Source organism: Chryseobacterium sp. Leaf180, assembly GCF_001424585.1.
GTDB lineage: Bacteria > Bacteroidota > Bacteroidia > Flavobacteriales > Weeksellaceae > Chryseobacterium.
Genome location: NZ_LMPJ01000001.1, coordinates 1,155,500 through 1,182,112 on the forward strand (window position 1 = coordinate 1,155,500; position 26,613 = coordinate 1,182,112).

The 26,613-nt window shown below is 40.4% G+C and carries 29 protein-coding genes; 5 read left to right on the plus strand and 24 right to left on the minus strand.

Features of this window, described 5'->3' with window-relative positions; genetic code table 11:
* Positions 1-15: 15 nt before the first annotated feature.
* The 8 genes from ASG01_RS05385 to ASG01_RS05420 form a co-directional block, all read right to left on the minus strand.
* The gene (locus ASG01_RS05385) at positions 16-1,419 is read right to left on the minus strand and encodes a nucleoside recognition domain-containing protein (protein ID WP_055860979.1); all 1,404 of its coding nucleotides are present in this window, start codon (positions 1,417-1,419) and stop codon (positions 16-18) included.
* Positions 1,420-1,494: 75 nt separating this feature from the next.
* Complete coding sequence (locus ASG01_RS05390) at positions 1,495-2,007, minus strand: DUF6973 domain-containing protein (RefSeq protein WP_055860981.1); 513 nt, start codon at positions 2,005-2,007, stop codon at positions 1,495-1,497.
* Positions 2,008-2,063: 56 nt separating this feature from the next.
* Positions 2,064-2,918 (minus strand): acetyl-CoA carboxylase, carboxyltransferase subunit beta, encoded by an 855-nt coding sequence (gene accD, locus ASG01_RS05395; RefSeq protein WP_055860984.1) that lies wholly within the window; start codon positions 2,916-2,918, stop codon positions 2,064-2,066.
* Positions 2,919-3,013: 95 nt separating this feature from the next.
* Entirely contained in the window at positions 3,014-4,084 is a 1,071-nt protein-coding gene (gene fbaA, locus ASG01_RS05400) for a class II fructose-bisphosphate aldolase (RefSeq protein ID WP_055860987.1), read from the minus strand.
* 69 nt (positions 4,085-4,153) lie between these two features.
* Positions 4,154-5,020, minus strand: coding sequence for an NAD kinase (locus ASG01_RS05405; protein WP_055860990.1), 867 nt, complete (start codon positions 5,018-5,020; stop codon positions 4,154-4,156).
* 7 nt (positions 5,021-5,027) lie between these two features.
* Entirely contained in the window at positions 5,028-5,678 is a 651-nt protein-coding gene (locus tag ASG01_RS05410) for a CBS domain-containing protein (protein WP_055860993.1), read from the minus strand.
* A 183-nt stretch (positions 5,679-5,861) separates the two neighbouring features.
* Entirely contained in the window at positions 5,862-6,392 is a 531-nt protein-coding gene (locus ASG01_RS05415) for an RNA methyltransferase (protein ID WP_055860996.1), read from the minus strand.
* Positions 6,393-6,437: 45 nt separating this feature from the next.
* Complete coding sequence (locus ASG01_RS05420) at positions 6,438-7,322, minus strand: bestrophin family protein (protein WP_055860999.1); 885 nt, start codon at positions 7,320-7,322, stop codon at positions 6,438-6,440.
* Positions 7,323-7,451: 129 nt separating this feature from the next.
* On the opposite strand from ASG01_RS05420, the gene mutS reads away from it, so the two are divergent.
* Positions 7,452-10,040 carry a DNA mismatch repair protein MutS gene (gene mutS / locus ASG01_RS05425; protein ID WP_055861002.1) on the plus strand — a complete coding sequence of 863 codons (2,589 nt, stop codon included), beginning with the start codon at positions 7,452-7,454 and terminating at the stop codon, positions 10,038-10,040.
* Positions 10,041-10,146: 106 nt separating this feature from the next.
* Here the strand turns inward: mutS and ASG01_RS05430 are convergent, their stop codons facing one another.
* The 4 genes from ASG01_RS05430 to ASG01_RS15960 all read right to left on the minus strand — a co-directional run bounded on the left by ASG01_RS05430 (position 10,147) and on the right by ASG01_RS15960 (position 12,677).
* Positions 10,147-10,824 (minus strand): DUF4919 domain-containing protein, encoded by a 678-nt coding sequence (locus ASG01_RS05430; protein WP_055862212.1) that lies wholly within the window; start codon positions 10,822-10,824, stop codon positions 10,147-10,149.
* Between the two features lie 274 nt (positions 10,825-11,098).
* Complete coding sequence (locus ASG01_RS05435) at positions 11,099-11,818, minus strand: energy transducer TonB (RefSeq protein WP_055861006.1); 720 nt, start codon at positions 11,816-11,818, stop codon at positions 11,099-11,101.
* Between the two features lie 53 nt (positions 11,819-11,871).
* Positions 11,872-12,321, minus strand: coding sequence for an energy transducer TonB (locus ASG01_RS05440; protein WP_055861009.1), 450 nt, complete (start codon positions 12,319-12,321; stop codon positions 11,872-11,874).
* Between the two features lie 146 nt (positions 12,322-12,467).
* Entirely contained in the window at positions 12,468-12,677 is a 210-nt protein-coding gene (locus ASG01_RS15960) for an energy transducer TonB (protein WP_157844173.1), read from the minus strand.
* 261 nt (positions 12,678-12,938) lie between these two features.
* Between ASG01_RS15960 and ASG01_RS05450 the strand changes: the two genes are divergently transcribed.
* On the plus strand, positions 12,939-13,331 hold the full coding sequence (locus tag ASG01_RS05450; protein WP_410492804.1) for a DUF2809 domain-containing protein: 393 nt from the start codon (positions 12,939-12,941) through the stop codon (positions 13,329-13,331).
* Here ASG01_RS05450 and ASG01_RS05455 read toward each other — a convergent pair.
* Genes ASG01_RS05455 through ASG01_RS05475 form a run of 5 tightly spaced genes read right to left on the minus strand, consistent with a single transcriptional unit; the run spans position 13,311 to position 16,902 of the window.
* A complete protein-coding gene (locus ASG01_RS05455) occupies positions 13,311-13,706 on the minus strand; it encodes an energy transducer TonB (protein ID WP_055861015.1) in 396 nt (131 codons plus the stop codon). The genes ASG01_RS05450 and ASG01_RS05455 overlap by 21 nt on opposite strands.
* Positions 13,703-14,611 (minus strand): YARHG domain-containing protein, encoded by a 909-nt coding sequence (locus ASG01_RS05460; RefSeq protein ID WP_055861018.1) that lies wholly within the window; start codon positions 14,609-14,611, stop codon positions 13,703-13,705. The genes ASG01_RS05455 and ASG01_RS05460 overlap by 4 nt, the downstream gene beginning before the upstream one ends.
* A complete protein-coding gene (locus ASG01_RS05465) occupies positions 14,608-15,246 on the minus strand; it encodes a DUF2306 domain-containing protein (protein WP_055861021.1) in 639 nt (212 codons plus the stop codon). The genes ASG01_RS05460 and ASG01_RS05465 overlap by 4 nt, the downstream gene beginning before the upstream one ends.
* Before the next feature lie 13 nt (positions 15,247-15,259).
* Complete coding sequence (locus tag ASG01_RS05470) at positions 15,260-15,685, minus strand: energy transducer TonB (RefSeq protein WP_055861024.1); 426 nt, start codon at positions 15,683-15,685, stop codon at positions 15,260-15,262.
* Positions 15,686-15,696: 11 nt separating this feature from the next.
* A complete protein-coding gene (locus ASG01_RS05475) occupies positions 15,697-16,902 on the minus strand; it encodes an NAD(P)/FAD-dependent oxidoreductase (RefSeq protein WP_055861027.1) in 1,206 nt (401 codons plus the stop codon).
* A gap of 230 nt (positions 16,903-17,132) precedes the next feature.
* Here ASG01_RS05475 and ASG01_RS05480 point away from each other — a divergent pair, with 230 nt between their 5' ends.
* Both ASG01_RS05480 and thiL read left to right on the plus strand, forming a co-directional pair.
* Positions 17,133-17,627 carry an acyl-CoA thioesterase gene (locus tag ASG01_RS05480; RefSeq protein ID WP_055861029.1) on the plus strand — a complete coding sequence of 165 codons (495 nt, stop codon included), beginning with the start codon at positions 17,133-17,135 and terminating at the stop codon, positions 17,625-17,627.
* Between the two features lie 60 nt (positions 17,628-17,687).
* Positions 17,688-18,749 carry a thiamine-phosphate kinase gene (thiL, locus tag ASG01_RS05485; protein ID WP_055861032.1) on the plus strand — a complete coding sequence of 354 codons (1,062 nt, stop codon included), beginning with the start codon at positions 17,688-17,690 and terminating at the stop codon, positions 18,747-18,749.
* 187 nt (positions 18,750-18,936) lie between these two features.
* Here thiL and ASG01_RS05490 read toward each other — a convergent pair whose 3' ends face one another.
* Positions 18,937-19,425 carry a YkgJ family cysteine cluster protein gene (locus ASG01_RS05490; protein WP_055861036.1) on the minus strand — a complete coding sequence of 163 codons (489 nt, stop codon included), beginning with the start codon at positions 19,423-19,425 and terminating at the stop codon, positions 18,937-18,939.
* Positions 19,426-19,572: 147 nt separating this feature from the next.
* Between ASG01_RS05490 and ASG01_RS05495 the strand changes: the two genes are divergently transcribed.
* Positions 19,573-19,959 carry a group III truncated hemoglobin gene (locus tag ASG01_RS05495; RefSeq protein WP_055861040.1) on the plus strand — a complete coding sequence of 129 codons (387 nt, stop codon included), beginning with the start codon at positions 19,573-19,575 and terminating at the stop codon, positions 19,957-19,959.
* A 190-nt stretch (positions 19,960-20,149) separates the two neighbouring features.
* On the opposite strand, the gene ASG01_RS05500 is transcribed toward ASG01_RS05495, so the two are convergent.
* The 6 genes from ASG01_RS05500 to ASG01_RS05525 form a co-directional block, all read right to left on the minus strand.
* The gene (locus ASG01_RS05500; RefSeq protein WP_055861043.1) at positions 20,150-21,220 is read right to left on the minus strand and encodes a calcium:proton antiporter; all 1,071 of its coding nucleotides are present in this window, start codon (positions 21,218-21,220) and stop codon (positions 20,150-20,152) included.
* Positions 21,221-21,274: 54 nt separating this feature from the next.
* Positions 21,275-21,610: a DUF6122 family protein gene (locus tag ASG01_RS05505; protein WP_055861046.1), complete on the minus strand. Its 336-nt coding sequence runs from the start codon at positions 21,608-21,610 to the stop codon at positions 21,275-21,277.
* Positions 21,611-21,623: 13 nt separating this feature from the next.
* The gene (locus ASG01_RS05510) at positions 21,624-22,838 is read right to left on the minus strand and encodes a hypothetical protein (RefSeq protein ID WP_055861049.1); all 1,215 of its coding nucleotides are present in this window, start codon (positions 22,836-22,838) and stop codon (positions 21,624-21,626) included.
* A complete protein-coding gene (locus tag ASG01_RS05515; protein WP_055861052.1) occupies positions 22,835-24,835 on the minus strand; it encodes a hypothetical protein in 2,001 nt (666 codons plus the stop codon). The genes ASG01_RS05510 and ASG01_RS05515 overlap by 4 nt, the downstream gene beginning before the upstream one ends.
* 9 nt (positions 24,836-24,844) lie before the next feature.
* Entirely contained in the window at positions 24,845-25,513 is a 669-nt protein-coding gene (locus tag ASG01_RS05520; RefSeq protein ID WP_055861055.1) for a hypothetical protein, read from the minus strand.
* A 148-nt stretch (positions 25,514-25,661) separates the two neighbouring features.
* Positions 25,662-26,492 carry a phosphatase PAP2 family protein gene (locus ASG01_RS05525; RefSeq protein ID WP_055861058.1) on the minus strand — a complete coding sequence of 277 codons (831 nt, stop codon included), beginning with the start codon at positions 26,490-26,492 and terminating at the stop codon, positions 25,662-25,664.
* Positions 26,493-26,613 lie beyond the last annotated feature (121 nt).

The window sequence follows — 26,613 nt, forward strand, 5'->3', positions numbered from 1 at the left end:
TAAATTGATTTATAATTAAGCAAAAAACAGATACGCCAACAAGATCGCAGTAATCACGCCCACCAAATCAGCCAAAAGCATGGCAACAACAGTATATCTCGTATTCTTTACGGCTACAGCTCCAAAGTAAACTGCAATCACATAAAACGTAGTATCTGAACTTCCCTGAAGAACCGCTGCCAGTTTACCCTGGAAGCTGTCTGCGCCAAAAGTCTGCATCGTATCGACCATCATTCCGCGCGCTCCGGAACCGGATAAAGGTTTGATTAAAGCAGTCGGAAGTCCATCAACAAATCTTGCGTCGAGATTTGAAATATTGGCAACCCACTTCATTCCGTCGATAATCACTTCAAACACACCGGAAGTCCGTAAAAGTGAAATGGCGATCAACATTCCGACTAAGTAAGGAATAATCTTCACACACGTCGTAAAACCCTCTTTTGCGCCTTCAATAAACGCATCAAATACATTTATTTTCTTGTACAGTGCACCAAGAACAATGGCAATGAAAATAAATAGTATTAAACCATTGCTTAAAACCTGACTGAATGTATCAAGATCGTCTTTCGATAGTTTTGTTAAGTAAAAAACCAATGCTGCAACCAGCGCAGAAACGCCGCCGATATATGCTAAAATAACAGGTTTGAGAAGATTTATTTTCTGATAAACCGACACAATAATCATTGCTGCCATTGTCGCCATAAAGGTCGCAATCATGCAGTATAGAAAAATGTCTGTGGGATTTTTCGATCCGTTGGAAGCCCGCAAAGCGATAATTGAAACGGGAATCAGGGTCATTCCTCCTGCGTGAAGGCAGAGAAACATGATCTGCGAATTGCTCGCGGTGTCTTTATCGGGATTTAAAGTCTGGAGACTTTCCATCGCTTTTAAACCAAATGGTGTTGCGGCATTGTCTAAACCTAAAAGATTGGCACTGAAATTCATCAGCATGTGCCCGAAAGCCGGATGGTTTTTAGGAATTTCGGGGAAGAGTTTTGAGAAAAATGGCTGTATCAAACGGCTCAGTAAATTGATGCCGCCAGCTTTTTCGGCGATACTCATGAAGCCCATGAATAGTGCCATAATTCCAATTAAACCTAAACATATTTTCACTGCCGTTTCGGAAGTTCCGATCACGCCGTCGGTTTGCTGTACACGGTAAACCTGTACATTCTGTTTTAAAGAATCGGTTTTATAATGAATTCGGTTCTCCTCAACGTCGGATGTTTCGCTTATCTTATGTTTTAAATCGGGAGAAAATGCAGCGATATTTTCTTTGCCGATTTTCACGGTGTCACCACTTTTCCCGACCACCATATCATTGAAAATGGTTTTATAATGATCTGAAGAAATATATTTAAAGGAAGCAACCAAAATAGCAATGATGATGAAAGCCGACCAAATTCTGCTGAGAACCATTTGAGTAAATTATTGTTTAAACTTAGTTAAAAATATTCTGAACCGCAAAGAAGCAGCAATTTTGGAGTTTTAAACTTATTTTTCATCCAGATACACCAGTTCGCCTTCAAAATGATCATCGAGATTCCTCAGGATTTTTGCGTTTTCGGTTTTCTTTTTCAGCTCGTCGATGAAGAAACTCTTCTCGAAAAACTGGCGGTGAATTCCAGGCAGTAATTGCATAAAATAATTCATCCCGATTTTATTGTTGTGAAGATCCATCTTGGTTTCCAGCGGTTTGTTTGGGAAAAGTTCTTCGTGCAGATCGGTAATTTTTTTACAGAACTCAAGTGCTTTCTGTGGTGAAGAAACTTTGCTGCAGTACATCAGAATCAGGCAACACCAGAACGCATGACGGAAAGCATTTCCTTCGCCGTTGGTGGACGCTGTTTTCGGATATAATCTCTGAGCAATGGAATAAGCTTTTACTGTAGCATAAAAACTTAAAACAGAAAAAACAGGATGAGGGAGTACCGCACGCGAGAGTTTAAGCATTTTGCTGATGCTCATGCTTTTAATGGTGCTGAAAATGACTTTGTAAGTACGCATTTAAACTAAAAAAATCTCTCCCGAAATGAGAGAGATCTTTATTTATATTAAGATTTTTAAGCTTTAGCGGTAAGTAAACGTACCGTTTTGGAAACCGTTTCTTTGATCTCGGTTCTTTTTACGATAAAATCTACGAAACCTTTTTCCTGAAGGAATTCTGAGGTCTGGAAGCCTTCCGGAAGATCTCTGCCGATCGTCTCACGGATGACTCTCGGACCTGCAAATCCGATTAATGCTTTTGGTTCTGCCATAATAATGTCGGCTGTCATGGCAAAAGATGCAGTAATTCCACCAAAAGTAGGGTCGCAGAGGTAGGCGATGTATAAAAGTCCGGCTTCTGAAAGCTGTGCCAGTTTCGCCTGAACCTTTGCCAACTGCATTAGCGAATACGTTGCTTCCTGCATTCTCGCACCGCCCGACTGACAGATAATCATGTACGGAAGTTTATGCTTGATACAGTAATCTACCGCTCTTCTGATTTTTTCACCCATCACAGAACCCAGAGATCCTCCGATAAAAGAAAAATCCATACAGGAAACAACCATTTTGGCTCCTTTAACTTCGCCTACAGCATTTCTGATAGAATCGGTAAGTTTTGTCTTGGCTTTTACTTCCTTCAGACGGTCAGTATACGATTTGGTATCTTTAAAATTAAGCATATCGATGCTTTCCACATTAGCGTCCAGCTCAGTAAATTTTCCACCGTCGAAAAGAATTTCAAAAAACTCTGCACTGCCGATTCTCACATGGAAACCGTCTTCCGGAGAAACGTAATTGTTGTTTTTCAGTTCTTCATTTTCCACGATTTTTCCAGACGGAGTCTGATGCCAGAGCCCTTTCGGTACGTCTTTTTTATCGTCGGTAGAAGTGGTGATATTCTGTGCTTTTCTTTTAAACCAGTCGAATGCCATAGTATGTAGTTGAAATTATTGATCTGAAATTTGAAATTTGATTTGTCACAAAGTTTTAATCTGCGGCAGTTTCAAATTTCAAACCTCAAATTAATTTATTTTAAAGTATTGATGTTATTAAGGTCTTCAAAAGCTTTTACCAGCCTTTTGCTGAAAGTTTCTTCTCCTTTTCTTACCCAAACTCTTGGGTCATAGAATTTTTTGTTTGGTTTATCATCGCCATCCGGATTTCCGATTTGTGCTTTCAGATACTCGATATTATCAACCATATAATCTCTGATGCCTTCTGTGTAAGCGAACTGAAGATCTGTATCGATATTCATTTTAATAACACCGTAATCGATCGCCTCGCGAATTTCTTCAACGCTTGATCCTGATCCACCGTGGAAAACGAAGTTAATCGGCTTCTCAGCAGTCCCGAATTTTTCCTGAACATATTTTTGAGAATTATCAAGAATTTTTGGAGTTAAAACGACGTTTCCTGGCTTATAAACACCGTGCACATTTCCGAAAGCGGCAGCGATGGTAAAATTATCAGAGATAGCTTTCAGTTTTTCGTAGGTATAAGCCACATCTTCGGGCTGTGTGTATAGTTTAGAATTATCAACATCAGAGTTGTCTACGCCGTCTTCTTCTCCTCCAGTTACACCAATTTCTACCTCAAGCGTCATCTGCATCTTGGTCATTTTCTCGAAATATTCACCAGAAATCTCAAGATTTTCTTCTAATGATTCTTCAGAAAGATCGAGCATGTGAGAAGAGTACAGTGATTTTCCGGTTTGCTTGAAGAATTCTTCATTGGCCTCCATTAAACCGTCAATCCACGGAAGAAGTTTCTTTGCCGCGTGATCGGTATGCAAAATTACAGTGGCACCATAAGCTTCTGCCAAGGTATGAATGTGTTTTGCTCCGGCAATTCCACCTAAAATTGCAGATTTCTGTCCGTCATTGCTCAAGCCTTTGCCCGCATTGAAAGAAGCACCGCCATTTGAAAACTGAATAATCACCGGTGAGTTTAATTTTGAAGCCGTTTCAAGAACAGCATTTACCGTGCTTGAGCTTACCACATTTACTGCCGGTAAGGCATATTTGTTTTCTTTTGCATGCTGAAAAATATCGGTAACCAATTGGCCTGTGGCAACGCCTGCCGGAAAAATTCTGCTCATATTTCTATATTTTGTTTTAAATGATGTTATTTTAAAATCACGGTAAAGATAGTATTTTTTGAGAAATCACTAGTTTCTTTTGTCCCTTCCCCAAAGCAGTTTCTGGCGGATGGTTTCATAAAAACTCAGGTCATTTGGCTGTACCAGAAGTAAGTCAAAGGACGCTTTTCTGACAATGATCTCCTTATCTGTTTCAATGTGTATCAACCTGGAATCTAGCGAGAGAGAATATTGCGGAACGCGGCTTTCCACTTTAAATTTAATTTCCACCTTATCATTCACCACCAAAGGTCGCACGTTCAGATTGTGTGGCGCAATCGGGGTAATGACAAAATTTTCGTTGCTCGGCGATAAAATCGGTCCGCCACAGCTCAGTGAATATGCGGTAGAACCGGTGGGTGTAGAAACGATCACGCCGTCGCCCCAGAAGACATTCAGAAATTCATTATTAATGTAAGAATCGACCGTCACCATCGAAGTCGTTTCCTTTCGCGAAATCGTCACATCATTTAAAGCATATGGGAAAAATTCGTCAGATCTTGGAGAAACCACTTCAATCACCGATCTGCGGCTGGTTTTGATGTCTCCTTTAATGATAGAATCTAGCTCGCGGAATGCTTCTTCTTTGGTAAAACTGGCCAGAAATCCCAGTCTTCCGGTATTTACACCGACAACGGGAATTTCGAGATCTTCAATAAATGTGAGTGAATTTACAATCGTTCCGTCGCCCCCGAAGGTGAAGAAAAGATCAATTTCTTTATCAATAAGATCCTGCTTGGTGCCGAATGTTTCGAATATTTTTGAAAACTGAAGCGACTCTGCCATTTCATCAAACAAAACCGATTTTACGCCGCGGTTTTCGAGCTCAGAAATAAATTTGCTGAGGTAAAGAAACGTGTCGAGATCTTTCTTTTGCGAATAAATAGCTGCCTTCATCTTTTTTTTAAATCTCTATAAATTTTTGCAGAAAACCTAGGCGGTCCTGCAGAAGATCGGTTTTGTCGTCTGTATAATATTTTTCTACAATACGGTAATCGTAGCGGTCAAAAGTCGCGTCGATAGAAGCAAGATTTCCGGTGCTTATTTTTATAGTAATCTGAATAAATTCGTCAGACATAAAACTGATAAACCCGCCGTAAAATTTAGAATTGTTGCTCTCTACAATATTGGCAATTTCTGTCATCGAATATTTTCTTGCCGGCGTTTCTACCGTAAGAATAGCACCGGTTTCCGAAAATAAAGGATATTTCGAAAAGGTCTGAAAAACATCTTCACAGGTAATGTACCCCTGATATTTTTCGTTTTTGCTGATCACGGGAACTACGTTTGCATTGAAAGTATAAAAAAGCTTGATGCTTTCTATAATATTATGATCTTCCAGAATGGCAAAACGCTCAATCTGGTGTTCCAGATTTTTAATTGGGCCATCGCTTTCATAAAGAAAATCTTTGGCCAGTGCGCCATAAAAATGACTGGATTTTTTAATGAATATATGTGAATAACCGAAAGCTTCTAGCATTTCTCTTGCCGACTCAATAGAATCTGAAAGATGAAAACACGGAAAATCTTTGGAGATATAATCCTTTATAAACATGATGCTAATTTATGAAAATTAAAAACAACACAATCGTGCCGCAATGCTGATTTTTATCGCAAATGCAGTTTAGGACAATTTTTATTGGAACGTAAGGAAAATAAATTTAACTTTGTAGCCTTTCATTTTTACTTTTTATTAGATTTATTTCAAACTGCACTGTCTCAGACAGCCGCAGTTTTTTTATGATAAGCCCTTGGCAAATTCCCACATCACGATTCCTCCGCAGACGCTTACGTTGAGCGAATGCTTGGTTCCTAGTTGCGGAATTTCGATAAAATCATTAATATCCTGCAAAATTTCGTCGCTGATTCCGTCTACTTCATTGCCCAGAATCACGGCGTATTTTTTTGAAGGATCAATGTCATAATTTGTGATTTTAATGCTTCCGGTGGTTTGTTCGATGCCGACAATTTCAAAATCTTCTTTTCGCAGGGTTTCGATCGCCGTTTTCGTTTCCGGAAAATATGTCCACTCGACACTTTCGGTAGCGCCAAGTGCTGCTTTGTGAATTTCGCGGTGCGGCGGTTGCGGTGTGATGCCGCACAGAATTATTTTTTCAACCAAAAAAGCATCAGCCGTACGGAATGTGGCGCCGACGTTGTGCATACTTCGGACATTATCTAAAATAACAACAAGCGGAATTTTCTTTGTTTTCTTAAAGGTTTCTACATCGATGCGGTTAAGCTCTTCGAGTTTGAGTTTATGTATCAAAATAATTAGGGTTAAAATTTAAATGAATTTATGCTGAAAAATATTTTACGAATGAGCATAGTGCATAATCTGATGAACGTTTTTCTCAATATTCTGCGCGATTTTTTCCATCGGAATATCGTTTTCGTCGTTGTTGAAAGGGTCTTCGATTTCTTCAGCAATCAGTTCAAGACTCATCAATACATAGTATACAAAAACCGTCAGCGGAATCATAAAAAGGCCGAGATTGATCACGTATGCAATCGGTAAAGCGAGAACATAAAGAATAATAAATTTCTTGATGAAAGAAGAGTAGGAGTAAGGAATCGGCGTATTTTTGATTCGCTCGCAACCGCCACAGACATCCAGAAAACCTGAAAGTTGCGTATCGAGATATAGCATTTCGGTGTCAGAAATTTTCTTTTCCTTTTTTAAATGATGAAGTTTTTCTGAGAGTTTCAGCACCAGATCCGAAGGCCCGTGATTTTTAAGCGACTTTTCGATATTAGAATAATCAACATCCAGCGCCAGCCTCGTCGATTCTTTAGATAAATGCTGCGCCAGCAGGTGTGGAAAAAACTGAAGATACTCTGCAATTTCTTTAGCAGATTCGCGGTCTTCATTCAAAAGTAAATTGATTTTAATGGCGAAATTCCGTGTGTCATTCACCAGTTTCCCCCAAAGTTTCCGGCCTTCCCACCAGCGGTCGTACGCGGTATTGGTCCTGAAAACCAGAAGCAGAGACAAGACAAAACCTAGCAGCGAATGAATCATCCCCACGTTGCTTACTTTCGATTTTGAGGTCAGATGCAGGTATTCAATCTCCAGATACTGAATGCCATACGAATATAATCCCATCAGAATCATCGACGGAAATAGAATTTTCAGCGTATCACTTTTGTGAAGACTGACGAGAATTGTGAGGAAATGTTTGGTATTGTAAACGCGCATTTTGGGAGATCTTATGCAAAGATAAATATTCGCAGACAAAAAGCTTTAAACAGACGTTTCACGTGGAACGCCGACCACGATTACTGATTTTATTTCCTATTTTTACAATCCCAATTTAGAGAACAGGACATGGCGAAAGCGACGAAGAAAGAAACCCCATTGATGACGCAGTACAATACCATTAAGGCGAAATATCCTGATGCGTTGCTGCTTTTCCGTGTGGGCGATTTTTATGAAACTTTCGGTCAGGATGCGGTTCGGACGTCGCAGATTTTGGGCATTGTTTTAACCAAAAGAGCCAACGGAGAAGGTCATATCGAGCTGGCTGGATTTCCGCATCATTCGGTCGATTCTTATTTGCCAAAACTGGTTCGCGCCGGTCTCAGAGTTGCCATTTGCGATCAGCTTGAAGATCCGAAAACCGTAAAAGGAATTGTGAAACGCGGTGTTACCGAACTGGTAACGCCCGGCGTTACTTTTAATGATCAGGTTTTAAATTCCAAGAAAAATAATTTTCTTCTTTCACTTCACAAAGAGAAAGAAAAATTTGGCATTGCACTCGTCGATGTTTCCACCGGAGAATTTCTGATCAGCGAAGGAAATCTGGATAAACTTCTGCACATCGTGCATACTTTTGATCCGAGTGAGATTATTTACCAGAGAAGCATGCCGCTTCCGGATCAGCTGAAAAACAGGAACGCTTTTAAACTCGAAGACTGGGCTTTTCAGCATAATTTTGCGTACGAAAAACTCACGGCTCATTTTAAGACAAATTCACTGAAAGGTTTCGGTGCCGAAAATCATCCGCTCGCGGTCACAGCTGCCGGAGCGATATTCGCGTATCTCGTGGAAGACACCCACCACAATCTTCTCGCACACATTACAAAACTGCAGATTATACCGCAGGAAGAATATCTGATGATGGATCAGTTTACGCTGAGAAACCTCGAAATCGTATATCCCAGCCATCCGAAAGGAAAATCTTTACTCGATATCATCGACAAGACGTCTACACCAATGGGCGGAAGACTTTTGCGGAGACGCATTATTTTACCTTTAAAATCGGTAAATGATATTGCACGAAGACTTTCACTCGTCGATTTTCTGAATGAGCAGGATCAGCTTAAATATGAAATTTCAGAACTTTTAAAAACAATTTCAGATCTCGACCGTCTTATGGGGAAACTGGCGGCCGAAAAGATTTGTCCGAAAGAACTGGGTTATTTGCGACAAAGCCTCATCAGCATTCAGAAAATAAAATCACTTCTTCATCCGCACGCCGACATTCTCGCCTGGCTGGAACCGCTGAATTCTTTCGGTGAACTTATTAATCTTCTGGAAAGTCATCTGAATGCAGAGCTTCCTGTGCTTTTAGCGAAAGGAAATGTGATCCGCGCCGAGATTTCTGAAGAACTCGATCACCTTCGCGGTTTGCAGACGAAAGGCCGCGGTTTTTTAGATGAAATGTGTCAGCGGGAAATCGCACGCACCGGAATAACGAGTTTAAAAATTGATTACAATAATGTTTTCGGATATTTTATTGAAGTCCGGAATACGCACAAAGACAAAGTTCCTGCAGAATGGCTCCGCAAGCAGACGCTCGTAAACGCCGAGCGCTACATTACCGAAGAACTTAAAGAATACGAAACGCAGATCTTAGGCGCCGAAGAAAAAATCAGCGTTCTCGAAAATCAGCTGTACCGGAAACTCTGTGCCGATACGATGATGTACATCGACCGCATTCAGGAAAATTCCCATATTATCGCGCAGCTTGACGTAGCAGTCGGCTTTAGCGAACTGGCGGTTTCTGAAAGTTATACAAAGCCGGTCTTAAACGAAGGTTTTGTGATCGATCTTAAAGAAGCGCGGCATCCGATCATCGAAAACGCATTGCCGCTTGGTGAAAAATATATTCCCAATGATGTCTTTCTCGATAAAGATTCTCAGCAGATCATTATGGTCACGGGACCGAACATGGCGGGTAAATCAGCCATTCTGCGTCAGACGGCCATTGTTTGTCTGATGGCGCAGATCGGGAGTTTTGTTCCGGCAAAGCACGCCGAGATCGGTATTTTAGATAAAATATTTACGCGCGTTGGTGCCAGCGACAATATTTCTGCAGGCGAATCGACATTTATGGTCGAGATGAATGAAGCGGCGAATATACTGAATAATATCTCGGAGCGCAGCCTTATTCTTTTGGATGAAATCGGCCGCGGAACGTCCACATACGACGGCGTTTCTATTGCCTGGGCGATTGCTGAATATCTCCATCAGCACCCTTCGCAGGCAAAAACACTTTTTGCGACACATTATCACGAACTGAATGAAATGACCGTCAATTTTGAGCGGATTAAAAACTTTCACGTGTCGATTCAGGAGAATAAAGGCAATATTATCTTTTTAAGAAAATTGCTTTCGGGCGGAAGCGAGCACAGCTTTGGTATTCATGTCGCAAAATTGGCCGGAATGCCTGCAAAAGTGGTTAACCGTGCTTCAGAAATCCTGAAAACTTTAGAAGCCAGCCGCGCACAAAACAACGGCGATGATGCGGTGAAAAGAATCACAGAAGAAAATATGCAGCTCTCTTTTTTCCAGTTGGATGATCCGGTTCTGGAAAACATCCGCGAAGAACTTACGAAAATCGACATCAATACATTGACGCCGATCGAAGCTTTAATGAAACTGAATTCCATTAAAAAAATGATCGGCAAATAAGCTGATGTGCCTGTCATGCTGCGCATTTATTTTATCAGATAAGTCTTTCAAGAAAAATTGATTGAAGGAGAAAATACCGCCGGATCTTTTTATCTGCAAAAGGTCTTTAAAGCTCAGTGAGACCAAATCCTTTTTCCATCAGCTTTGAAATATTGAAATACATACCGTCGATTTTATACTTGCCTTTTTCAAAACTCAAGTAATCACATTTTCCGTCAAGCGACTGAGAGATCATCTCAAGCTGCAGCATGTTTATAAGAACATACTCGTGACTTACACTGATTACATGGAAGCCTGTTTTACATTCGAGCCCATCGCCCGAAGAAAACACTGCATTCAAAAGACCGTGAAAATTGTGGGAGATTTTTCTGGCCATTGCATCGTCACCTTTCAGATGATGCGTGTATGCAAGAAAATTCATCACCCGCAAATTAATGGGAAATGTTTTTAGCGCACGGTTCGAAAGCTTGATAATTTGTTCGTAATCTGATGCGTTGAGTTCTGTCTTCTTATAATAATCGGTCAGCTTTTGGTCTTCATCAGAAACATTATAAGGCTTGTAATTTTTCTGAAACGTAAAACCATAATACAGGTGCCGGTACTGCTGTGGAGTAAATAAAGTATCATTCTTCTGGAGTTGCTCAAGAAGTTTGGGGTAATAAAAATCTGAGTTTTTATCTTCTATATTTTTTTTGATTTTGTTGTAATCAACAGGTTCAAAGTCAGGGCTCTGGGCTAAAAACAAATTTGAGACAAAGAAAAGTACAAGTAAGAAAAATTTCATGGCAATAATTTTTATAAATGTAATAAATTTACCATTCATGATTACAATATAAGCCTTTTGAAGTATAAAGCTTTCACAGTTTGCTGTAACGAAAGTATTCTTCAATATCCGGAAGATCTATTCATTCTCTTTCTTTTAAAAAAAAGCTAATATTTTTTCCGGTCTACAACTGAAACAATTGCCTTATTTACCTCAACAGAAAGATATCTGATCAGTCTTGCGGAGTTTTAATACCGCTGCGGTATGTCGTTGTAAAGGAATCAGATAATATTATTTATTTAAAGTCATAAGTCATTTTCGCCCGGATCGTATATCCGTTATTTTCAGCGGGAATAAAGCGTAGGTTTAAAGCAGAAACGGCATCCTCGATCATTTTATTTCTTTCTGCATCATTGCCCAAAGATGTAATCTCAGACATTTTTCCGTTCCGCTCCACATAAAACCGAAGGGTAAAAGGGTAGCTTACGGCTTTGTTGTCAAGTGTTTCCAGAATTGTTTTTCTGAACGCCTCTTCTCCTCCCGAAAACTGTGGACCGTGAACCGCTTTTTTATCAGACTTTTTACTTCCAAAAATGCTCGTTCGCCGGTCTGTTCCGCGCGGAGTCTGGTACAGACTGATGTGCCAGGCGACGCGGTAGCGAACTTTCTGCCCGTCGTTTTCTGCACTTTTCCACCGCGTTTTTAAACTTTTCAAAGCTTTTACAGCCATTTTATTGAAAGCCTCATCGTCACCTTTTGCCTGTATATCGGTATAGGTTCCGTCTTTTTCGATGGTAAAGTAGAGCGACGTAAAATAATCTTTCGTCTGATTTTCTTTATTGAAAGCTAAATTTTGATGAAACGTTTTGCGGAAGGCAGATTCTCCACCCGGAAATTCCGGAAAAAGATCTGCCTGCTCATAAGGTTTTTCGTTCCCGAAAATCTGACTTTGATTTTGTGCAAAAGTCTGTATAAAAAGAATCAGGCAGAGAAATGCGGCGAAAGTTTTAGTCATATTTAAAGATAAAAAAAACCGGCATTGGTGACGCCGGCAGTTTGTTTTTCTGATTAGTATTTTTTGCTGAAAAGCGGAACGATATACAGGTACCGCACCGGTTTTCCGTTTTTCTGAGCCGGTTTCCAACGTTCAAAAACGCGCTTGATGCCAGCTTCAGCAGCTTCCACATGCTTTTTATTGGTTCCGGTAGCGGTAGCATTTCTGATATAACCATCTTTTTCAACGATAAAATACAGTTTGGTATCCAGCTGCTCGTTATTTTTAAGCTTCACCGTTTCCATATTCTCGGCAAATTTTCTTCCGAAAGCACCAAAACCTCCCGGATATTCAGGTTTTACGTCGGCAGAAAGCACGGCATCTTTCAAATTCATTTTTTTGACAAGCGTGCCATATTCCTGAAGTTGACCCACAGAAGTCGGTTCGGCAGGTTTTTCCGGAGTTTCCTGCGCAGAAAATGCTGCACTGAAAAGTATACTGAAGATAATAAGTAAGTGTTTCATTTTGTGAAATTTTCAGCAAAAATAAAAAAAAATGATGAGCACCGTTTTTTTTATACGTTAAATGATTCCTAAAAAACTGATTTCGTAAAATAAAGAGCAAATTAGTTTGAAGAATTACTTTAAATAAAAACAATTTAGAGATGCATTTATTTTGCAGTTTCTTGGAAGGTAATGTTTAAAGGAATTCTGAAACGATAACGTACCGGCTCTCCGTTAATCGTTGCGGGAATAAATTTTTTCCTAATTTCTGAAAGCGCATATACGGCCTCTTTATTAAAACTTTCATTGTTACCCGAAGCCTTGATATCGGTGATCAAACCATCCCTGGCAACCACGAACGATAGTGTACAATTCACACTTTCTCTAATCTTTACTTCTCCTGATCTGAAATTCTTTGCAATCTGATTTCGAAATGCTTCATTGCCGTCTGGGTAGACCGCTACTTTTTCAATTGCGTCATAAATATTGCGGTTTATCGAATCAGTCTTTTGTGCCCAAACAAGGCTCGAAGTTATTAAAAGGGATAATAATATAATTTAAGTATCACTAAATTTGTGTTGTCTTGTGCTAAATTTTTTATATTTCCGTTCATTGTTTTACAATATTAAAATATAGGAATGCGTTCTATCAGATTCAATATTTTTTATTTCCTCGCCACCATACTTCTTTTCTTCATCGAAGTGATGATTGCAACTGTTTTGAAAAACTACTTTTTCATCCGCGCCTATCTCGGTGATATCATCGTCGTGATTCTGCTTTTTACTTTCGTTAAAAGTTTTTTCCAGATAGAAAACGTACGATTAATCACCGGAATTTTTGTTTTTTCCTGTCTCATAGAGACTGCGCAGCATTTTAAAGCCGCTGATCTGCTGGGTTTTACGCCGGGAAGCATTCCCTACATTGTTGTGGGAAATTCTTTCTCATGGATTGATATTCTGTGTTACGCTGCAGGTTGTCTGCTTCTCGTGGCCGGAGATTTTATCATGAAATCATTCCGGCGCCCAAACTAGCGGTAGCGTCATTTGCGACTCTACGTTCACCTGATTTTCAGTCGCAGGCTTCCATTTCTGGGGGATGCTTTTTAAAGCATTTTCCAAAAGGGTTCTGATGCGTGCATCAGAAGTTTCCACCGAAATATTTTTCATCAGGCCGTCTGCTGTTATCGTAAATGTCATTGTACCTTTAGCAGATTTCATCTTGGCATCAATTTTTGAACGGTCGGTTTTTGCAGAGAGTTCTTTGTAAAAAGCATTCATCCCGCCGGGAAATTCTGCGGCAGTTTTCTGCTGTGTAATTTCTACAGCTGTTGTTTTTTTCTGCGTTTCGAAACTTTGTACAAGCAATAAAATTCCGAAGACTGCAATTGTTTTTACTGATTTTCTCATCGTCCGAAAGTTTCATATTTATCCTGAGCGTACTTTGCCATGCGGCTGAGCAGCGCAATATTTTCTTTTTCAAGCGGTGTGAGTTCGCCATCCACATCATCCGAAACGGGCACATACCATTCGCTTTGCTCAAAAATATTTCTGAAAGTTCCGTTTTTAAATGCGTAGCCATGGCGCGCGTAAACGGTATTTTTCAAAATTTCAAGATCAAATTTGCGTAAATTTTTAAGATCTTTTTCGGCCAGTTTCTGCTTTGAGGCATTGATTTTCCCTGCAGCCGAAGTCGCAGTGCGGTTTTGAGATTCTACAAAAGTTTCGGTTTTTCCGGTTTCAGGATCGGTATATTTTTCCGGAATATCTTTTGGGTTTTGCCAGTCGATCAGCTCAATATTTGGATCAAGCATCAGATTAGGATTGTAGACGAACTGCTTTTTCACCAGTTTCATGTTTTTTAATGGCGCCTGCACTGCTTTTTTATCATAAGCCGCCCACGTTCCGGTGATGCTGTCTTTATTTAATTTAATGGAAAAACGCCCGTCATATTTATCATTTCCGGGTTCATCAAGCACAAAACTTTTATCAGCTTCATTAAAAACGCCGCGGAAGGGCCGCTGTTTACCATCCACAATGCTGGTTCCGTACACCGAATCTTTAGTGATGCGGTTTATTTTTAAAGCCAGTTTCTTAAAATCCTCAGATTCGTAATATTGCTTTGATTCTTTGTCGTAAAGATTGCTTTTCCCTGAAAAGTCACCGGTGTAAATTCCGTAATATTCTTTGAAAACTTCAGGTTCTGTCGGCTTATTTTCGGTGATTACGGTTTTCTTTTCTTCGGTAATTTCTTTTTTGCAGGAAACCAGAGAAACTGTGGCGGCAAAAACTGCTGCAAAATAATAAAGTTTCATAGATGTTTATTTTTTATTAAATATTCGATCAGTAAAAAATTCGGAAGCCAACCCAGCCACGCGACGATCTGGTAAACATCCATCGGGTTTGGGTGGAATAAATATACAATAATTACTTTCCACATTCTCAGTGTGATTGCAGAAACTGTAAGCGCAAAACTTCGCCACATCCAAATTTTGTGTTCGCGGTATTTTCCGGCGCGTGCCAGCTGATAGGCTTTAAAGGTTAAAATCCACCATAAAATGCCGAGGATGATGAATGCCGCTTTAGACCAAAAACCGCCGTTGGCGAAAACTCCCATATAGACTCCGGAAGGTGCGGCAAGGAAGAGAATGATAAAAATGTAGATTTTACCGGTGTTTTTATGGAAGCTTTTAATGCCAAAATCTTTTCTTAAAACAGATAAAAAACCCATGAGTAAAACAAAAATCGCCGTATAAACATGGATGTAGAAAAGGTAGAGATATTCCGGTCTGGTTTCGACTTCGGTTTGTTTGATCATCAGAAATCCGACCGATTTTTCTGCCGGAATATATTCTGAAGTGATTTTCAGCATGAGCCAGAAGAAATACAAAAACCCGGCAATGAGCAGGATTTTTAAAACTGCAATGGGGCTTTTTGTAGCAGAAAACATTTTTTGAATCAGATTATTCAATATTTGCAGTCATTGGAAACCGCATTCTGTAACGAACAGCGTAATTATTAATTGTAGCGGGAATCCACTTTACCGCAGACATATTTTTTAGTGTTCGGATAAATTCCTCGTTAAATGATGGGTTATTACCGGTTGCGATAAAACCAGTCATGGTTCCGTCCCGTTCAATTACAAAAGAAACTTCAGATTTGAAGGTGCCTTTGCCTTTTATTTTGTTCATTTTCATTGTGTTGGCAACACCTTGCCGAAAAGCGTTGAGGCCACCGGGGTATTCAGGTACAGTGTCAACATTTTCATCAGCGGAATTACTTTCTGCCGTTTCTTTCTGATGTTGATTGTTTAATGGGTAAGGTTTGGTTTCCTGTGCAGGAATGCTGAAACTACAGCTGATCAGTGATATAAAAAAGAGTTTTTTCATTATGGTTTTATTTAATCTAATTGGTTTAAATCCTGTGCAATCAGCCACGCCTCGCTCCAGCATGCCTGAAAATTGAAGCCGCCGGTTACCGCGTCGATATTCAGCACTTCGCCTGCAAGATACAGATTCGGCAATAATTTCGACGACATATTTTTAAAGTTAATTTCCTTTAAATCAACCCCTCCAGCCGTCACAAATTCATCTTTATAGGTTGATTTTCCGTTCACCTGAAACTTTTTCCGGCAGATATTGGTGATAATTTGTTCAATTTCTTTCGCGGAAAGCTGCGCGATCTGTTTGCTAATATTTACCTGTGAAATCTCCAGAATGCGCTGCCAGAATCGGTTAGTGACGTCAAAAATCTTCGACTGTCCCACCGTTTTTTTTGGATTGGTTTGCCGGAATGTCTGGAATAGTTCATGCGCCTCATCGTAATCTTGCACGATGAAGTTAACTTCAATCTCAAAACGGTAATTCAGACGCGCCAGATTCACGGCTTCCCACGCAGAAAGTTTCAGAATCGCCGGCCCCGAAAGTCCCCAGTGCGTAATCAGCATCGGACCGCTTTCTTCAGCTTTCAGCTGCGGAATCGCTGTTCCGGCATTTAAAAAACTGGTTCCGGCAAGATCTTTCAGCAGATCATCTTTTATATTAAACGTAAAAAGCGACGGCACGGCAGCAACGGTTTTGTGACCGAGACTTTCGATAATTTTCAGAGATTTGGGCGAACTTCCCGTTGTGTAAACGACAAAATCCGCCTCGTAATCTCCAGAATTGGTTTTAATAAAGTATTTTTCCTCTTCACGCACAATTTCTTTTACCGAGCACTGCGTCCTCACTTCAAAGTTTTTCTCTGCCACTGCCTCCGTAAAACTGCGGATAATCGTCTGCGAAGAATTGCTTTCCGGGAAGACGCGGTTATCTTTTTCCACTTTCACCGAAACTTTTCGTTCTTCTAGCCATTCCATCATATCACCCGGCTGAAATTTACTGAAAACACTGCGCAGTTCTTTATTTCCCCGTGGGTAAAACTGTACCAGCTCGCGCGGATCAAAACACGCATGCGTCACGTTGCAGCGGCCGCCCCCGGAGATTTTCACCTTCTGCAGAACATCAGAATTTTGCTCGAGAATGGTCACGCGGTATTTTTTTTCGTCGAGATTGGCGGCGCAGAAAAAGCCTGCAGCACCACCGCCTACTATTACGATTTGCTTCATATTTTAGATAAACCTTGACTGTCGCATTTCGTTTAAATTAATAGCTTGTATGCAACGGATTATTTCTGCAAAACTACATTTTTTATAAACCATCTAATTTGAGTATTTTTGAAGATTGATATTTTTAAATACAAATCAACCTTTTTTACCGCTAAAGTTTTGCTTTGCATGATTTTCAATCAGTTTTTAAAACCGAATAGTAGCGGTAAAAGTCTTATAAACAGTAAAAAATGACATTCTTTCATACATTCGAAGTGCGCTGGAGCGATCTTGACGCCAATAAACATCTTGCCAATTCTGCCTATGTGGAATACTGCGCCCAAACGCGCATGGCTTTTATGAAAAAAGAAAAAATGGGCGTAACGCAGATGAGCCGCTGGGGGATCGGGCCGGTTATTATGCACGAAAGATTTTCTTTTTTCAAGGAAATTTTTGCTGATCAGAAAGTGATCGTCAGCCTGGAAATTGACGGATGTGCGACAGATGCTTCGATCTACCGTTTTGTGCACAAATTTTATCTTCCGGATGGCTCGCACTGCGCGACTTCTGAAGCAACCGGCGTTTGGATTGATACCATGCTGAGAAAAATGACCAGTCCGCCGGATGATGTGGTGGAAGCGATGGATAAATACAAAACCGCGGAAACTGTTTTGATGACGCGTGAAGATTTCAAAAAACTTCCTTTCCGGCCAGAAAATGTGGACCCCGCCATTTTTAATATTTAAAATGATTGATAGGATGGCAACGACGACGTCAATGATCATTCAACAAGTACAAATAAAATTATGTTTGAAGATAAAAATCCCGAACTCACACCGATCTCAAAACTTGGAGAGTTTGGCCTCATAAAACATCTTACGGAGCATTTTCCGTTGGTGCAGGAAAGTTCTGAAACCGGTGTGGGCGACGATGCCGCGGTTATTAATCCAAATGGCAAAAGGGTAGTGCTTACCACGGATGTTTTGGCAGAAGGTGTCCATTTTAATCTCGGCTATGTGCCTTTGAAACATCTCGGCTACAAAGCGGTCGTGGTAAACCTCAGTGATATTGCTGCGATGAATGCAACGCCGACACAGATTTTAGTTTCGCTGGCAGTGTCAAACCGTTTTCCGGTGGAGGCTTTGGAAGAACTGTATTCCGGAATCCAGACAGCCTGCAATCATTATAAAGTCGATTTAGTCGGCGGTGATACAACAAGTTCCAATGCCGGACTGGTGATGAGTATCACAGCCGTCGGCCTTGCAGAGGAGCAGGAATTAATCAAAAGAAACGGTGCTCAGCCTAATGATCTTTTGGTGGTAACCGGAGATCTTGGTGGCGCGTATATGGGACTTCAGATTCTGGAGCGGGAGCATTCTGTTTTTCTGGCAAACCCAGATATGCAGCCGGAAATGGAAGGTTTTGATTACATTCTGGAGCGCCAGTTGAAGCCTGAAGCACGCACCGATGTGAAAGCAAAACTGGAGCAGTTAGGCTGTCAGCCGACGTCGATGATTGATGTTTCAGACGGTTTGGCTTCAGAAATTCTGCATCTCTCAGATCAGTCGAAAGTGGGTTTCAGACTGTATGAAGAAAAAATCCCGATGGATAATCTGACGATTACGACGGCTGATGATTTTAATTTAAATCCGGTAATGACGGCGCTGAGTGGTGGCGAAGATTACGAACTGCTGTTTACCATTGCACCGGAGGATTTTGAGAAAATAAGAAATCACCCAGATTTTACCGTGATCGGTCATGCGGTAGAGCAGAATGAAGGCAATTTTATGGTTGCCCGCGGCAGCAATCAGTTGGTTTCATTAACTGCGCAGGGCTGGGATGCTTTCTTAAATAAAGAAGGAGAGTAAATTTTTACAAGGTTAAAAAATAAAAATCCTGAGATGGCGACACCTCAGGATTCTGCATTTATTATATAAAATACGTTATCAATTATTTATCATTATATACTAAACATCTGCTTTCATAACGCGAAGATCGTATGGTAAATTGTTTAAAACATGAACTTTAACTTTTTTTAATATGCTTTAAGCTTTTTTAAGATTTTACCTTTTGCATCATTTTTTCTACAAACTCGTATGCAGCGGGACAAATCGGAATATTCTTCATCATAATAGGATTGATCTGATAAATTTTCTTCCGGTCGGTATGCGGATATTCTCTGCAGGCTTTTGGGCGCACATCATAAATCCGGCACGCATTATCATCATCCAGAAAAAAACAGGGCACGCTTTGCAAAACTTTATCCTGATCTTCATCGGTGCGCAGAAATGTGGTTTCAAAGTCCGCAGCTTTCATCCGTAAATGTTTCGAAATCCGTTCAATATCTTTTTCGGTAAAAAGCGGCCCGGTCGTTTTGCAGCAGTTGGCGCAGGTGAGACAGTTGATTTTTTCAAAAACTTCTTCATGCGTTTCTTCCACGATATAATCGAGATTGCGCGGTGGCTTTTTCTTAAGTAAATCAAGAAATTTTTTGTGCTCTTTCTGTTTCTGGAGCGCGAGGGTATGATACAGTTTAAGATTCAAAAGAAAATAGTGTGGTTGATTGTGCCTTGCAAATTTACAGAATTATGAATTACAGCATACAGATGCGAAATTTCAGGATATGACAATGCGCAGCAATCTTCTGCAACGGGTTTCTTATCTTTGAATGTATATTAATTTAAATAAATCATGAAAAATCTGGAGTCGCGGGAAGATATTGAGCTGCTGGTAAATTCGTTTTACACGAAAGTGATTTCAGATGAAACAATCGGATTTTTCTTTACGGATGTGATGAAGGTCAATTGGGAAAAGCATCTGCCGAAAATGTATTCTTTCTGGGAAACGATTTTGTTTGGGCAGATGAGTTATAAAGGAAATCCTATGGCGGTACATTTTCCCGTTAATGCTTTGCAGGCAATGGAAAAACATCATTTCGACCGCTGGCTGAAACTCTGGCGGGAAAGTGTTACTGAGAATTTTTCAGGATTTAATGCCGGTTCTGCCATTACAAAAGCAGAGAACATTGCTAGATTAATGTCTTTCAAAATGGAAAACGCACGAAAAGAAAGGCGATAGTTTTATGTAAAATGTTTTGCGGCTCCGGTAGCAGATGGCTTGAGTTTGAAACTGAATGTTGCCTGCTTGAAATGAAAAATACAAACTTGACCTTTTTGCTGGATAGGGCGATTGTGCTTGGGAAAAGTTATTATGTACAAGCGCTTTATAAATCATATTTAAAAAATTACAAACCTTATTGTTGACTACCCTACGGAACAATCACCGTAAAAATGTAAGCGGCAAGATTCACCAGAAGCACAGTTCCGTACAAAATATTCGTTTTTCCACGACTTAGCGACAGCATGACAATGAAAACCGACAGCGTCAGAAGAATAATATCTTTCTTTTCGAGCCCTAAAACCAGCGGTATATCATACATAATACTCACCGCAGAAATCGCCGGAATACTTAAACCGATACTTGCGAGCGCAGATCCCAAACCGAGATTTAAACTCGACTGTATCTGATTGTTGCGCGCTGCGCGAATCGCTGCCAAACCTTCCGGAAGTAAAACCACCAAAGCGATAATAACTCCGACCAGTGATTTTGGCGCACCTATGCTCTGCACTACATCTTCAATGGTTTTCGACAGGCCTTTTGCCATCATCACCACAATCACAAGACAGATTACCAGAAACACAAAACTTATAATCGCGTGGATTTTAGTAGGTACATAGTGCTTTTCTTCTGCTGCTTCCGCCGGAACAAAATAATTTCGGTGTCTGACGGTCTGCACCATCAGGAAAACGGCGTAGATAACGATACAGGCAATTGATACAAAAATCAGCTGCGGCGTATTGTAAAACGGACCGTTAACGCTTGAAGTATAATTAGGTAAAATTAAAGTAATCGCCAAAATAGAAACGATACTTACCAGATAAGTCGTTACCGAAGTTCGGGCAAAAAACTGTTCGAAATGCTTTACACCGCCTACCAGAAGAGAAATTCCCAGAATTCCGTTGAGGATAATCATCACCGCGGCAAAAACCGTGTCACGCGCTAATGTAATCGCCTGATCGCCACCTGCGACCATCAGAGAAACAATCAAAGCCACTTCAATGATCGTGATACACAGCGCCAGAATAATGGTTCCGTACGGTTCGCCAACTTTATAAGCCACAACTTCTGCGTGATGCACTGCAGAAAGTACGCTTCCGATGAGTAGTGCGCCGGCAATAATATCAGCAATAGCGCTGGTTCCGGTAAAACCTGCGAAATAATAAATGAACGCAAGAATAGGGACGATGTACGTGTAATTGAGTAGTTCTTTCAGTTTCATAAATATTTTTATACGAATGTGTAAACTAAAAATAGTATTAAATGAGCATTAGATTCAATGCCAAAGCTCATAATCCTGATAATCGGTGAGCATATGAAAAAGAAGCCCAATGCCGATGATACGGATGTTTCCTTTGAAAAACAGCATCAAAAAATACACCGCAATGGCATAATAGGTGTGCAGCGGATGAAAGCCGATACTTTTCCGGTCTGCGTCAAAAACAGGGTTGGCAAAAAGATGATCAAGATCGACCAGCATCGTGGCGAGAAGGATGAGGTACACACGCTTCCAGTCTTTGTGGTAAAATACGAATGCAATAACCGCCGGAAAACCGAGATGCAGAAAATAGTGAATGAAAGTTTTGATATATTCCGGTTCGATGAAAGGCATGGCAGTAAGTGTTTTATCTTAAAATAAGCGGCAGCGTGTTTGGTTTAAATTTGATCTCGGCAAAAAAAGAATTTCTGCGTTTTACAGCAAAAAAATATTCTGTTTGTTCCAGCAATTTCTTCTCGTTTGCAGGAAGTACTTTTAAAAGTTGGGAAAGCAGTTTAGAATTTTTAATAAAGATAAAGTTGCGATCTTTTATTGTTTTATTCCTCTGCAATTGTGGTATCGAATGTATTCTGAACTGATCATTTTCCACAGTCACACGGTTTGGCTGAAAAGGAATTTTCGTAAAAGCCATTTCGTCGTTGATCCACCGCTGTGATTTGCTGTAATCAAAAAGCGCTGTTGGATTTTTACTTTTAAAAATAATATGATACCGCGGCTGCACGATTTTCTGGAAACTTATTTTTTCCGTTTCATCAAAATTTTCATCGTAGCCGTACGTAATGATCGTATCGTTTACTTCTTCTAAATCAGCTTCAGCATCAATTTCCAGGATGTCATTATTTCCGAAAACAGAAGTTCCAAAAATTGATTGGAAGTCTTTTATGGTTTTCTCATCCGCGCTTGCAGTCAGAAATTGAGTCTGTCTTTTTATACTGTTGAGCAGATTTTCTTCCGAATCTTCACTGTTTTGATTTCCGAAAGTAATGCTTTCATCATTAAAAAAAATGTCGGATTTGAAGGTTTCTTTTCCGTTAAAAAACCAAATTCCCGCATCACCATTTGAAAGATAATCTTCGGCTTTCTTTGTTTCAAAATTTTTGTTTTCCGCTAAATATTGGAATGGGTCTGGCGAAGTTCCGACAAATGCCTTTTCACTTTTAAACCATATAAACAGACGGTCTTTCCTGAAATAATACTGTTCTTCGACAAATTTGTTCTTCAACAGATTTTCTCTGAAAGCTTTTTCATCTTTTAAATCAAGCTGCAGAAACCAACTTCCGGCTGGAGAATTTTTTAAATGAACAGCAAAATAGTAATCTCTACGCTTCACAGAAGAATCAAACAGAAAATTGGGCTCTCCTTTTTTCGCATTCCAGACTGAAGGATTCGTAATGAATGCGGACAGATATTTTCGCTGCAGCTTTTTAGCATCAATCACCACCACCGCATCCGCATCTTTGGGAAGGCTGATAACGTCGCTGTTTTTCCGGTACAGCAACAGATAAACTGCAGAAGCTACAAGGAAAATTACTGCAGAAAAAATGATGACCGACTTTCTCACAGAACCGGCGGTTGATTTGCTTCTTCGCTTATCTTGTAAAGATCGTCAAACAGATCAAAGAAATACATCAGGCTGTTTTCTGAGGTGTTTTTGATTTCATATTCGATGTCGGTCTGTATGCGGTCGCCTTTGGTCTGCGTTTTCATATGCATTTCTCCCGCATTTTTCTTTACGGCATCCAGCATTTTACGGTCTTTCACGGTGGTGACTTCACTTCCGAGACTGGCCATCAGACGCTGAAGATCAAGCCTTCCGGAAAGCGGAAAACGGCGCATGTTCTTTATGTCTTTTTTTACAGTTGCCGACTGGTTTTTTGCCTGCAGATTTTCTTTTGAACTGGAAAGATAAACGACACCGTCTTTCACCGTGAAGAAAAACTCGTTGAGATAGCTTTGGTCATCTTTGTCTTTAAAGAAGTAATAATCGCCTTCTTTTCTGAATTTTTCTTTCAGATCTTTGGATGTCGCCATGACATCGAAAAGGCGGTTCCAGAATCCTTCATTTTCTGTTGCAAAAGCAAAAACAAAATTGGGCACCACGATATCTTTTTTCTTCTTCACTTCTTTCTCGTTAAAAGCATCATCATAATCGTAATCGGTATAATCTACGGTGCGCGTAGTGAGCTCGTTTAGAACGAAAATACCGCTTCCCGGAGCAATTTTATTGATAGCTTCTTCGTCCAGCGCGATTTTAATGGTTTCGGTAAGAAGCTTCATCTCTTTTTCGTAGCCGGAATTGCTGTTGCTGTTCATCATACTGTAGATGATGTCAAAATATTTCATTCCGTTTACGTTTACCGAATAATATCCGATGCTTTTATCGCCGATCAGCGAGGTCAGTTTCTTGTTGCGCCCCGGCTGATAGAGCTCGCTGAAGCTTTTCTGAAGTTCCGGATTCTGGTGCTGATAGCTGCTGCTCAGGCGTACACGGTCTTTATCAAAATACAGATTATACGCGGTGTGGCTGTCGTAAAAGTTTTTGATAAACATATCAAAACCAAAAGCTTTGGAAAGAATATTGTTTGTCGACTGGCCAAAAAGATTTCCGTAATCGGTAAAGGCATAGACATCAGCATCCGCATTCCGGAATTTCACAAATTTTTCCTGCGCTTTCATCTCAAGACTGGTCGCAAAAACGCGGTCAAATTCTATCTCTGCAAGTTTTCTGGCCATTTTGAAATTACTCACATTCATGCTGTCCATTTCCTTCTGGTAGCGGAGATCTTCTTCTTCCGTAGCTTTCAGTTCCTCCTCCGACGGCATATTTTCCAGCGGCTCAATTTCCTGACCTTCAGATTTTTCGTCTGCTGGTGGATATTTGTGATTTTTTTCTAAATATTTAATATTTTTTTCGTGCTCGGCAATAGCTTCCTGATTGTCGCGGATGTTGTCTTTCAGGTAACCGATTTCCTCTTTCAGATAAGTGATTTCTGCTTTATAATCGAGTTCTTCTTCCGGCATTACTGTAGCCGTGCTGTCTGTTACAGTTTCTGCTGCTTCCACCGAATCTGCTTCCATTTTCACATACGGTGTGTACGTAATGCGTGTGAGAACGGCGTGTGTGTCATTCCAGGCGACAAAAAGATCATCATTGAGATCGACGTAACTGTAGTTTTTCTTTTTTGAAACTTCCAGTCCGGTTTTCTTGGTTGCATGTACAAACTCCAGAAACCTTTCGCGGTTATCCAACATAAAATGCGCGGTATACATCGTCACCGAATCGTTTTTCCGGGCATAATGGTACTGCTTCGCATCGTATTTAATTCCGTTTTTCGAAAAATCATTCCACGATGGTTTCTTATTTTTTTTATCCTGAGTAATTTCCTGCAGAATCGGGTTAAACTTCTCCCAGCTGATTTTCTGATTGAGCTGTGCGCCGTTTATTTCCATATAAAAAAATGCGTCGCTGGGCACCGTAAGCTGCTGCGCATTTAAAAAAGGAAGGCTTCCGAAAAACAGAATAAAAGCCTGAAGACGAAAAAGTATAGTGTGTTTCATAAAGTCGGTTTACTGTAAAATAATAGAATTCTGAAGGGGTTTTTTCTGAAGGATAAAATCGGTGACGGCACCGTCGAGTTTTGCCGCTTTTTTATTAGGCGAAAGCTGATACTGGCTGTTGCTCTGAGATTTTACGGGAAGATCAAACTGCAGAACTGAGGTGTATTTGGCATCCGTAAAAACCTCGCGGTCTGCGCTGCTCATCTTTCTGTAGTCATCTGCAAACGTGCTGATTTTCTGACGTGTTAAAGTTTTTTTCACACTGTCATAGCGGTACAGTTGCGTAGGAACGGTTTTGCCGATGAGGTTTTTGGCCTTCAGACGTTCGAGACCGTCGTTGATATTTTCAATTTTGCTGAAACTGCAGCTGAGTTTTAAAATATAATTATCAAAATCGGCAGACGTTTTCACCTGACTGATGCCCGGAACGGTTTTAAATATTTTTGCAGCTTCATTCAGTTTGGCTTCAATCTCATTGCGTGTCGGCACTTTTTTGCCGTTTACGGTTCCCATTTTTGCAATCGAAGCTATCCGCGTTTTGCTCTTGCTGGCATTCAGAATGATGGTGTATTCGCCACTGCCGTCGGCTTTCAGATGAATTTTATCGAGAATATCGAAGCAGCTTGTCAGCAATACGAGCGGGCAAAAAAGCAGCAACAGAAAGCGTATGTTTTTCATTAATTCTTCAGCTTGGGGTTTCCTTTCCAAATGTACTGCATTTCGAGATTTTATGCATTATATTGAAGGCAGGCTTTTAAGATAATTTTGAACGGAATGATGAGGAATAGTAATGATTTTGCAGAAAATTTTTTTAAAAACTAAGGAGTTAATCTTTTTTAAACGGATGAATATTCTGCTTAAACATAAGCATAATGGGAGATAAAATTTCCATTCTTTTTTGATAATAGTAGCCGGTCATCAGGATAATTAACGCAGGAAAAATGAGCAGCAGTCCTTCGGTTCCTAAAAATTTCTGGGTAAGTAAAGCAGCGGAAATAAAAATCCAACCTGCCAGAAAGTAATAATTGGCAACGCGGAGATTGCGGTATTGCGGATCATTTTTACGGTACGGAATAATGATGAAGCTGAGGTGTGCGAGAATGGCGCCTGATAAAACATCAATCACGTGATGCTGAAACGTGGTTAATGTTGAGACTCCGACGAGAATTAAAGAAACAGCATACAGAATCCTCCATTTTTTCACTTCACGGAAAACCGACCAGAAGATGAATGCAAATGTGATGTGAAGCGACGGAGACTGGTTAAACGGTGAATCAAAGGTATTTAGGAAAGAAAAAGACAGTCCCAAAATATCATTTGAAACCTCGGGTTTTGGTACCGAATACTTTAACGGGACAATGACGAAAAATAATCCGGCTGCAATGATGACGAAAAGCATCCTCCACGCCAGAATTTTTACCTGCAGTTTATCTTTACACGCGAAAAAAACCAGACAGAAAAACAGTCCGCCGGCCATGTACGGAATGATCGACAGCGGTACAAAAGGTATCGACTGCTCAAAGTCGAATGTGAACGAAGGCACGCGGTCTAAAGATGTCGCATACCAGGTACAGAAGTTGTACACCGCCATAAATACGATGGTACAAACGGATAATGCAAATGCCTGCTGCCGGATTTTCAGTTGCTTTTCGGTCATTCTTTTCTGATCTTACTGATTCGTATTTATCAAAAATCAACCCATTTTGTGCTGTTTCAGGCTGTGAATACGCGAAAGCTCATGAAATGAGGATTGAAGGATCAGTATAGACCGTATGAAA

Coding starts and splice junctions, on each gene's coding strand:
- ASG01_RS05520 (WP_055861055.1), bottom strand. CDS start 25,513: ATGAAAAACATACGCTTTCTGTTGCTGCTTTTTTGCCCGCTCGTATTG.
- mutS (WP_055861002.1), top strand. CDS start 7,452: ATGGCGAAAGCGACGAAGAAAGAAACCCCATTGATGACGCAGTACAAT.
- accD (WP_055860984.1), bottom strand. CDS start 2,918: ATGGCATTCGACTGGTTTAAAAGAAAAGCACAGAATATCACCACTTCT.
- ASG01_RS05450 (WP_410492804.1), top strand. CDS start 12,939: ATGCGTTCTATCAGATTCAATATTTTTTATTTCCTCGCCACCATACTT.
- ASG01_RS05495 (WP_055861040.1), top strand. CDS start 19,573: ATGAAAAATCTGGAGTCGCGGGAAGATATTGAGCTGCTGGTAAATTCG.
- ASG01_RS05430 (WP_055862212.1), bottom strand. CDS start 10,824: ATGAAATTTTTCTTACTTGTACTTTTCTTTGTCTCAAATTTGTTTTTA.
- ASG01_RS05410 (WP_055860993.1), bottom strand. CDS start 5,678: ATGTTTATAAAGGATTATATCTCCAAAGATTTTCCGTGTTTTCATCTT.
- ASG01_RS05475 (WP_055861027.1), bottom strand. CDS start 16,902: ATGAAGCAAATCGTAATAGTAGGCGGTGGTGCTGCAGGCTTTTTCTGC.
- ASG01_RS05480 (WP_055861029.1), top strand. CDS start 17,133: ATGACATTCTTTCATACATTCGAAGTGCGCTGGAGCGATCTTGACGCC.
- ASG01_RS05505 (WP_055861046.1), bottom strand. CDS start 21,610: ATGCCTTTCATCGAACCGGAATATATCAAAACTTTCATTCACTATTTT.
- fbaA (WP_055860987.1), bottom strand. CDS start 4,084: ATGAGCAGAATTTTTCCGGCAGGCGTTGCCACAGGCCAATTGGTTACC.
- ASG01_RS05470 (WP_055861024.1), bottom strand. CDS start 15,685: ATGAAAAAACTCTTTTTTATATCACTGATCAGCTGTAGTTTCAGCATT.
- ASG01_RS05390 (WP_055860981.1), bottom strand. CDS start 2,007: ATGCGTACTTACAAAGTCATTTTCAGCACCATTAAAAGCATGAGCATC.
- ASG01_RS05440 (WP_055861009.1), bottom strand. CDS start 12,321: ATGAAACACTTACTTATTATCTTCAGTATACTTTTCAGTGCAGCATTT.
- ASG01_RS05435 (WP_055861006.1), bottom strand. CDS start 11,818: ATGACTAAAACTTTCGCCGCATTTCTCTGCCTGATTCTTTTTATACAG.
- thiL (WP_055861032.1), top strand. CDS start 17,688: ATGTTTGAAGATAAAAATCCCGAACTCACACCGATCTCAAAACTTGGA.
- ASG01_RS05455 (WP_055861015.1), bottom strand. CDS start 13,706: ATGAGAAAATCAGTAAAAACAATTGCAGTCTTCGGAATTTTATTGCTT.
- ASG01_RS05405 (WP_055860990.1), bottom strand. CDS start 5,020: ATGAAGGCAGCTATTTATTCGCAAAAGAAAGATCTCGACACGTTTCTT.
- ASG01_RS05420 (WP_055860999.1), bottom strand. CDS start 7,322: ATGCGCGTTTACAATACCAAACATTTCCTCACAATTCTCGTCAGTCTT.
- ASG01_RS05465 (WP_055861021.1), bottom strand. CDS start 15,246: ATGTTTTCTGCTACAAAAAGCCCCATTGCAGTTTTAAAAATCCTGCTC.
- ASG01_RS05525 (WP_055861058.1), bottom strand. CDS start 26,492: ATGACCGAAAAGCAACTGAAAATCCGGCAGCAGGCATTTGCATTATCC.
- ASG01_RS05385 (WP_055860979.1), bottom strand. CDS start 1,419: ATGGTTCTCAGCAGAATTTGGTCGGCTTTCATCATCATTGCTATTTTG.
- ASG01_RS05460 (WP_055861018.1), bottom strand. CDS start 14,611: ATGAAACTTTATTATTTTGCAGCAGTTTTTGCCGCCACAGTTTCTCTG.
- ASG01_RS05500 (WP_055861043.1), bottom strand. CDS start 21,220: ATGAAACTGAAAGAACTACTCAATTACACGTACATCGTCCCTATTCTT.
- ASG01_RS05515 (WP_055861052.1), bottom strand. CDS start 24,835: ATGAAACACACTATACTTTTTCGTCTTCAGGCTTTTATTCTGTTTTTC.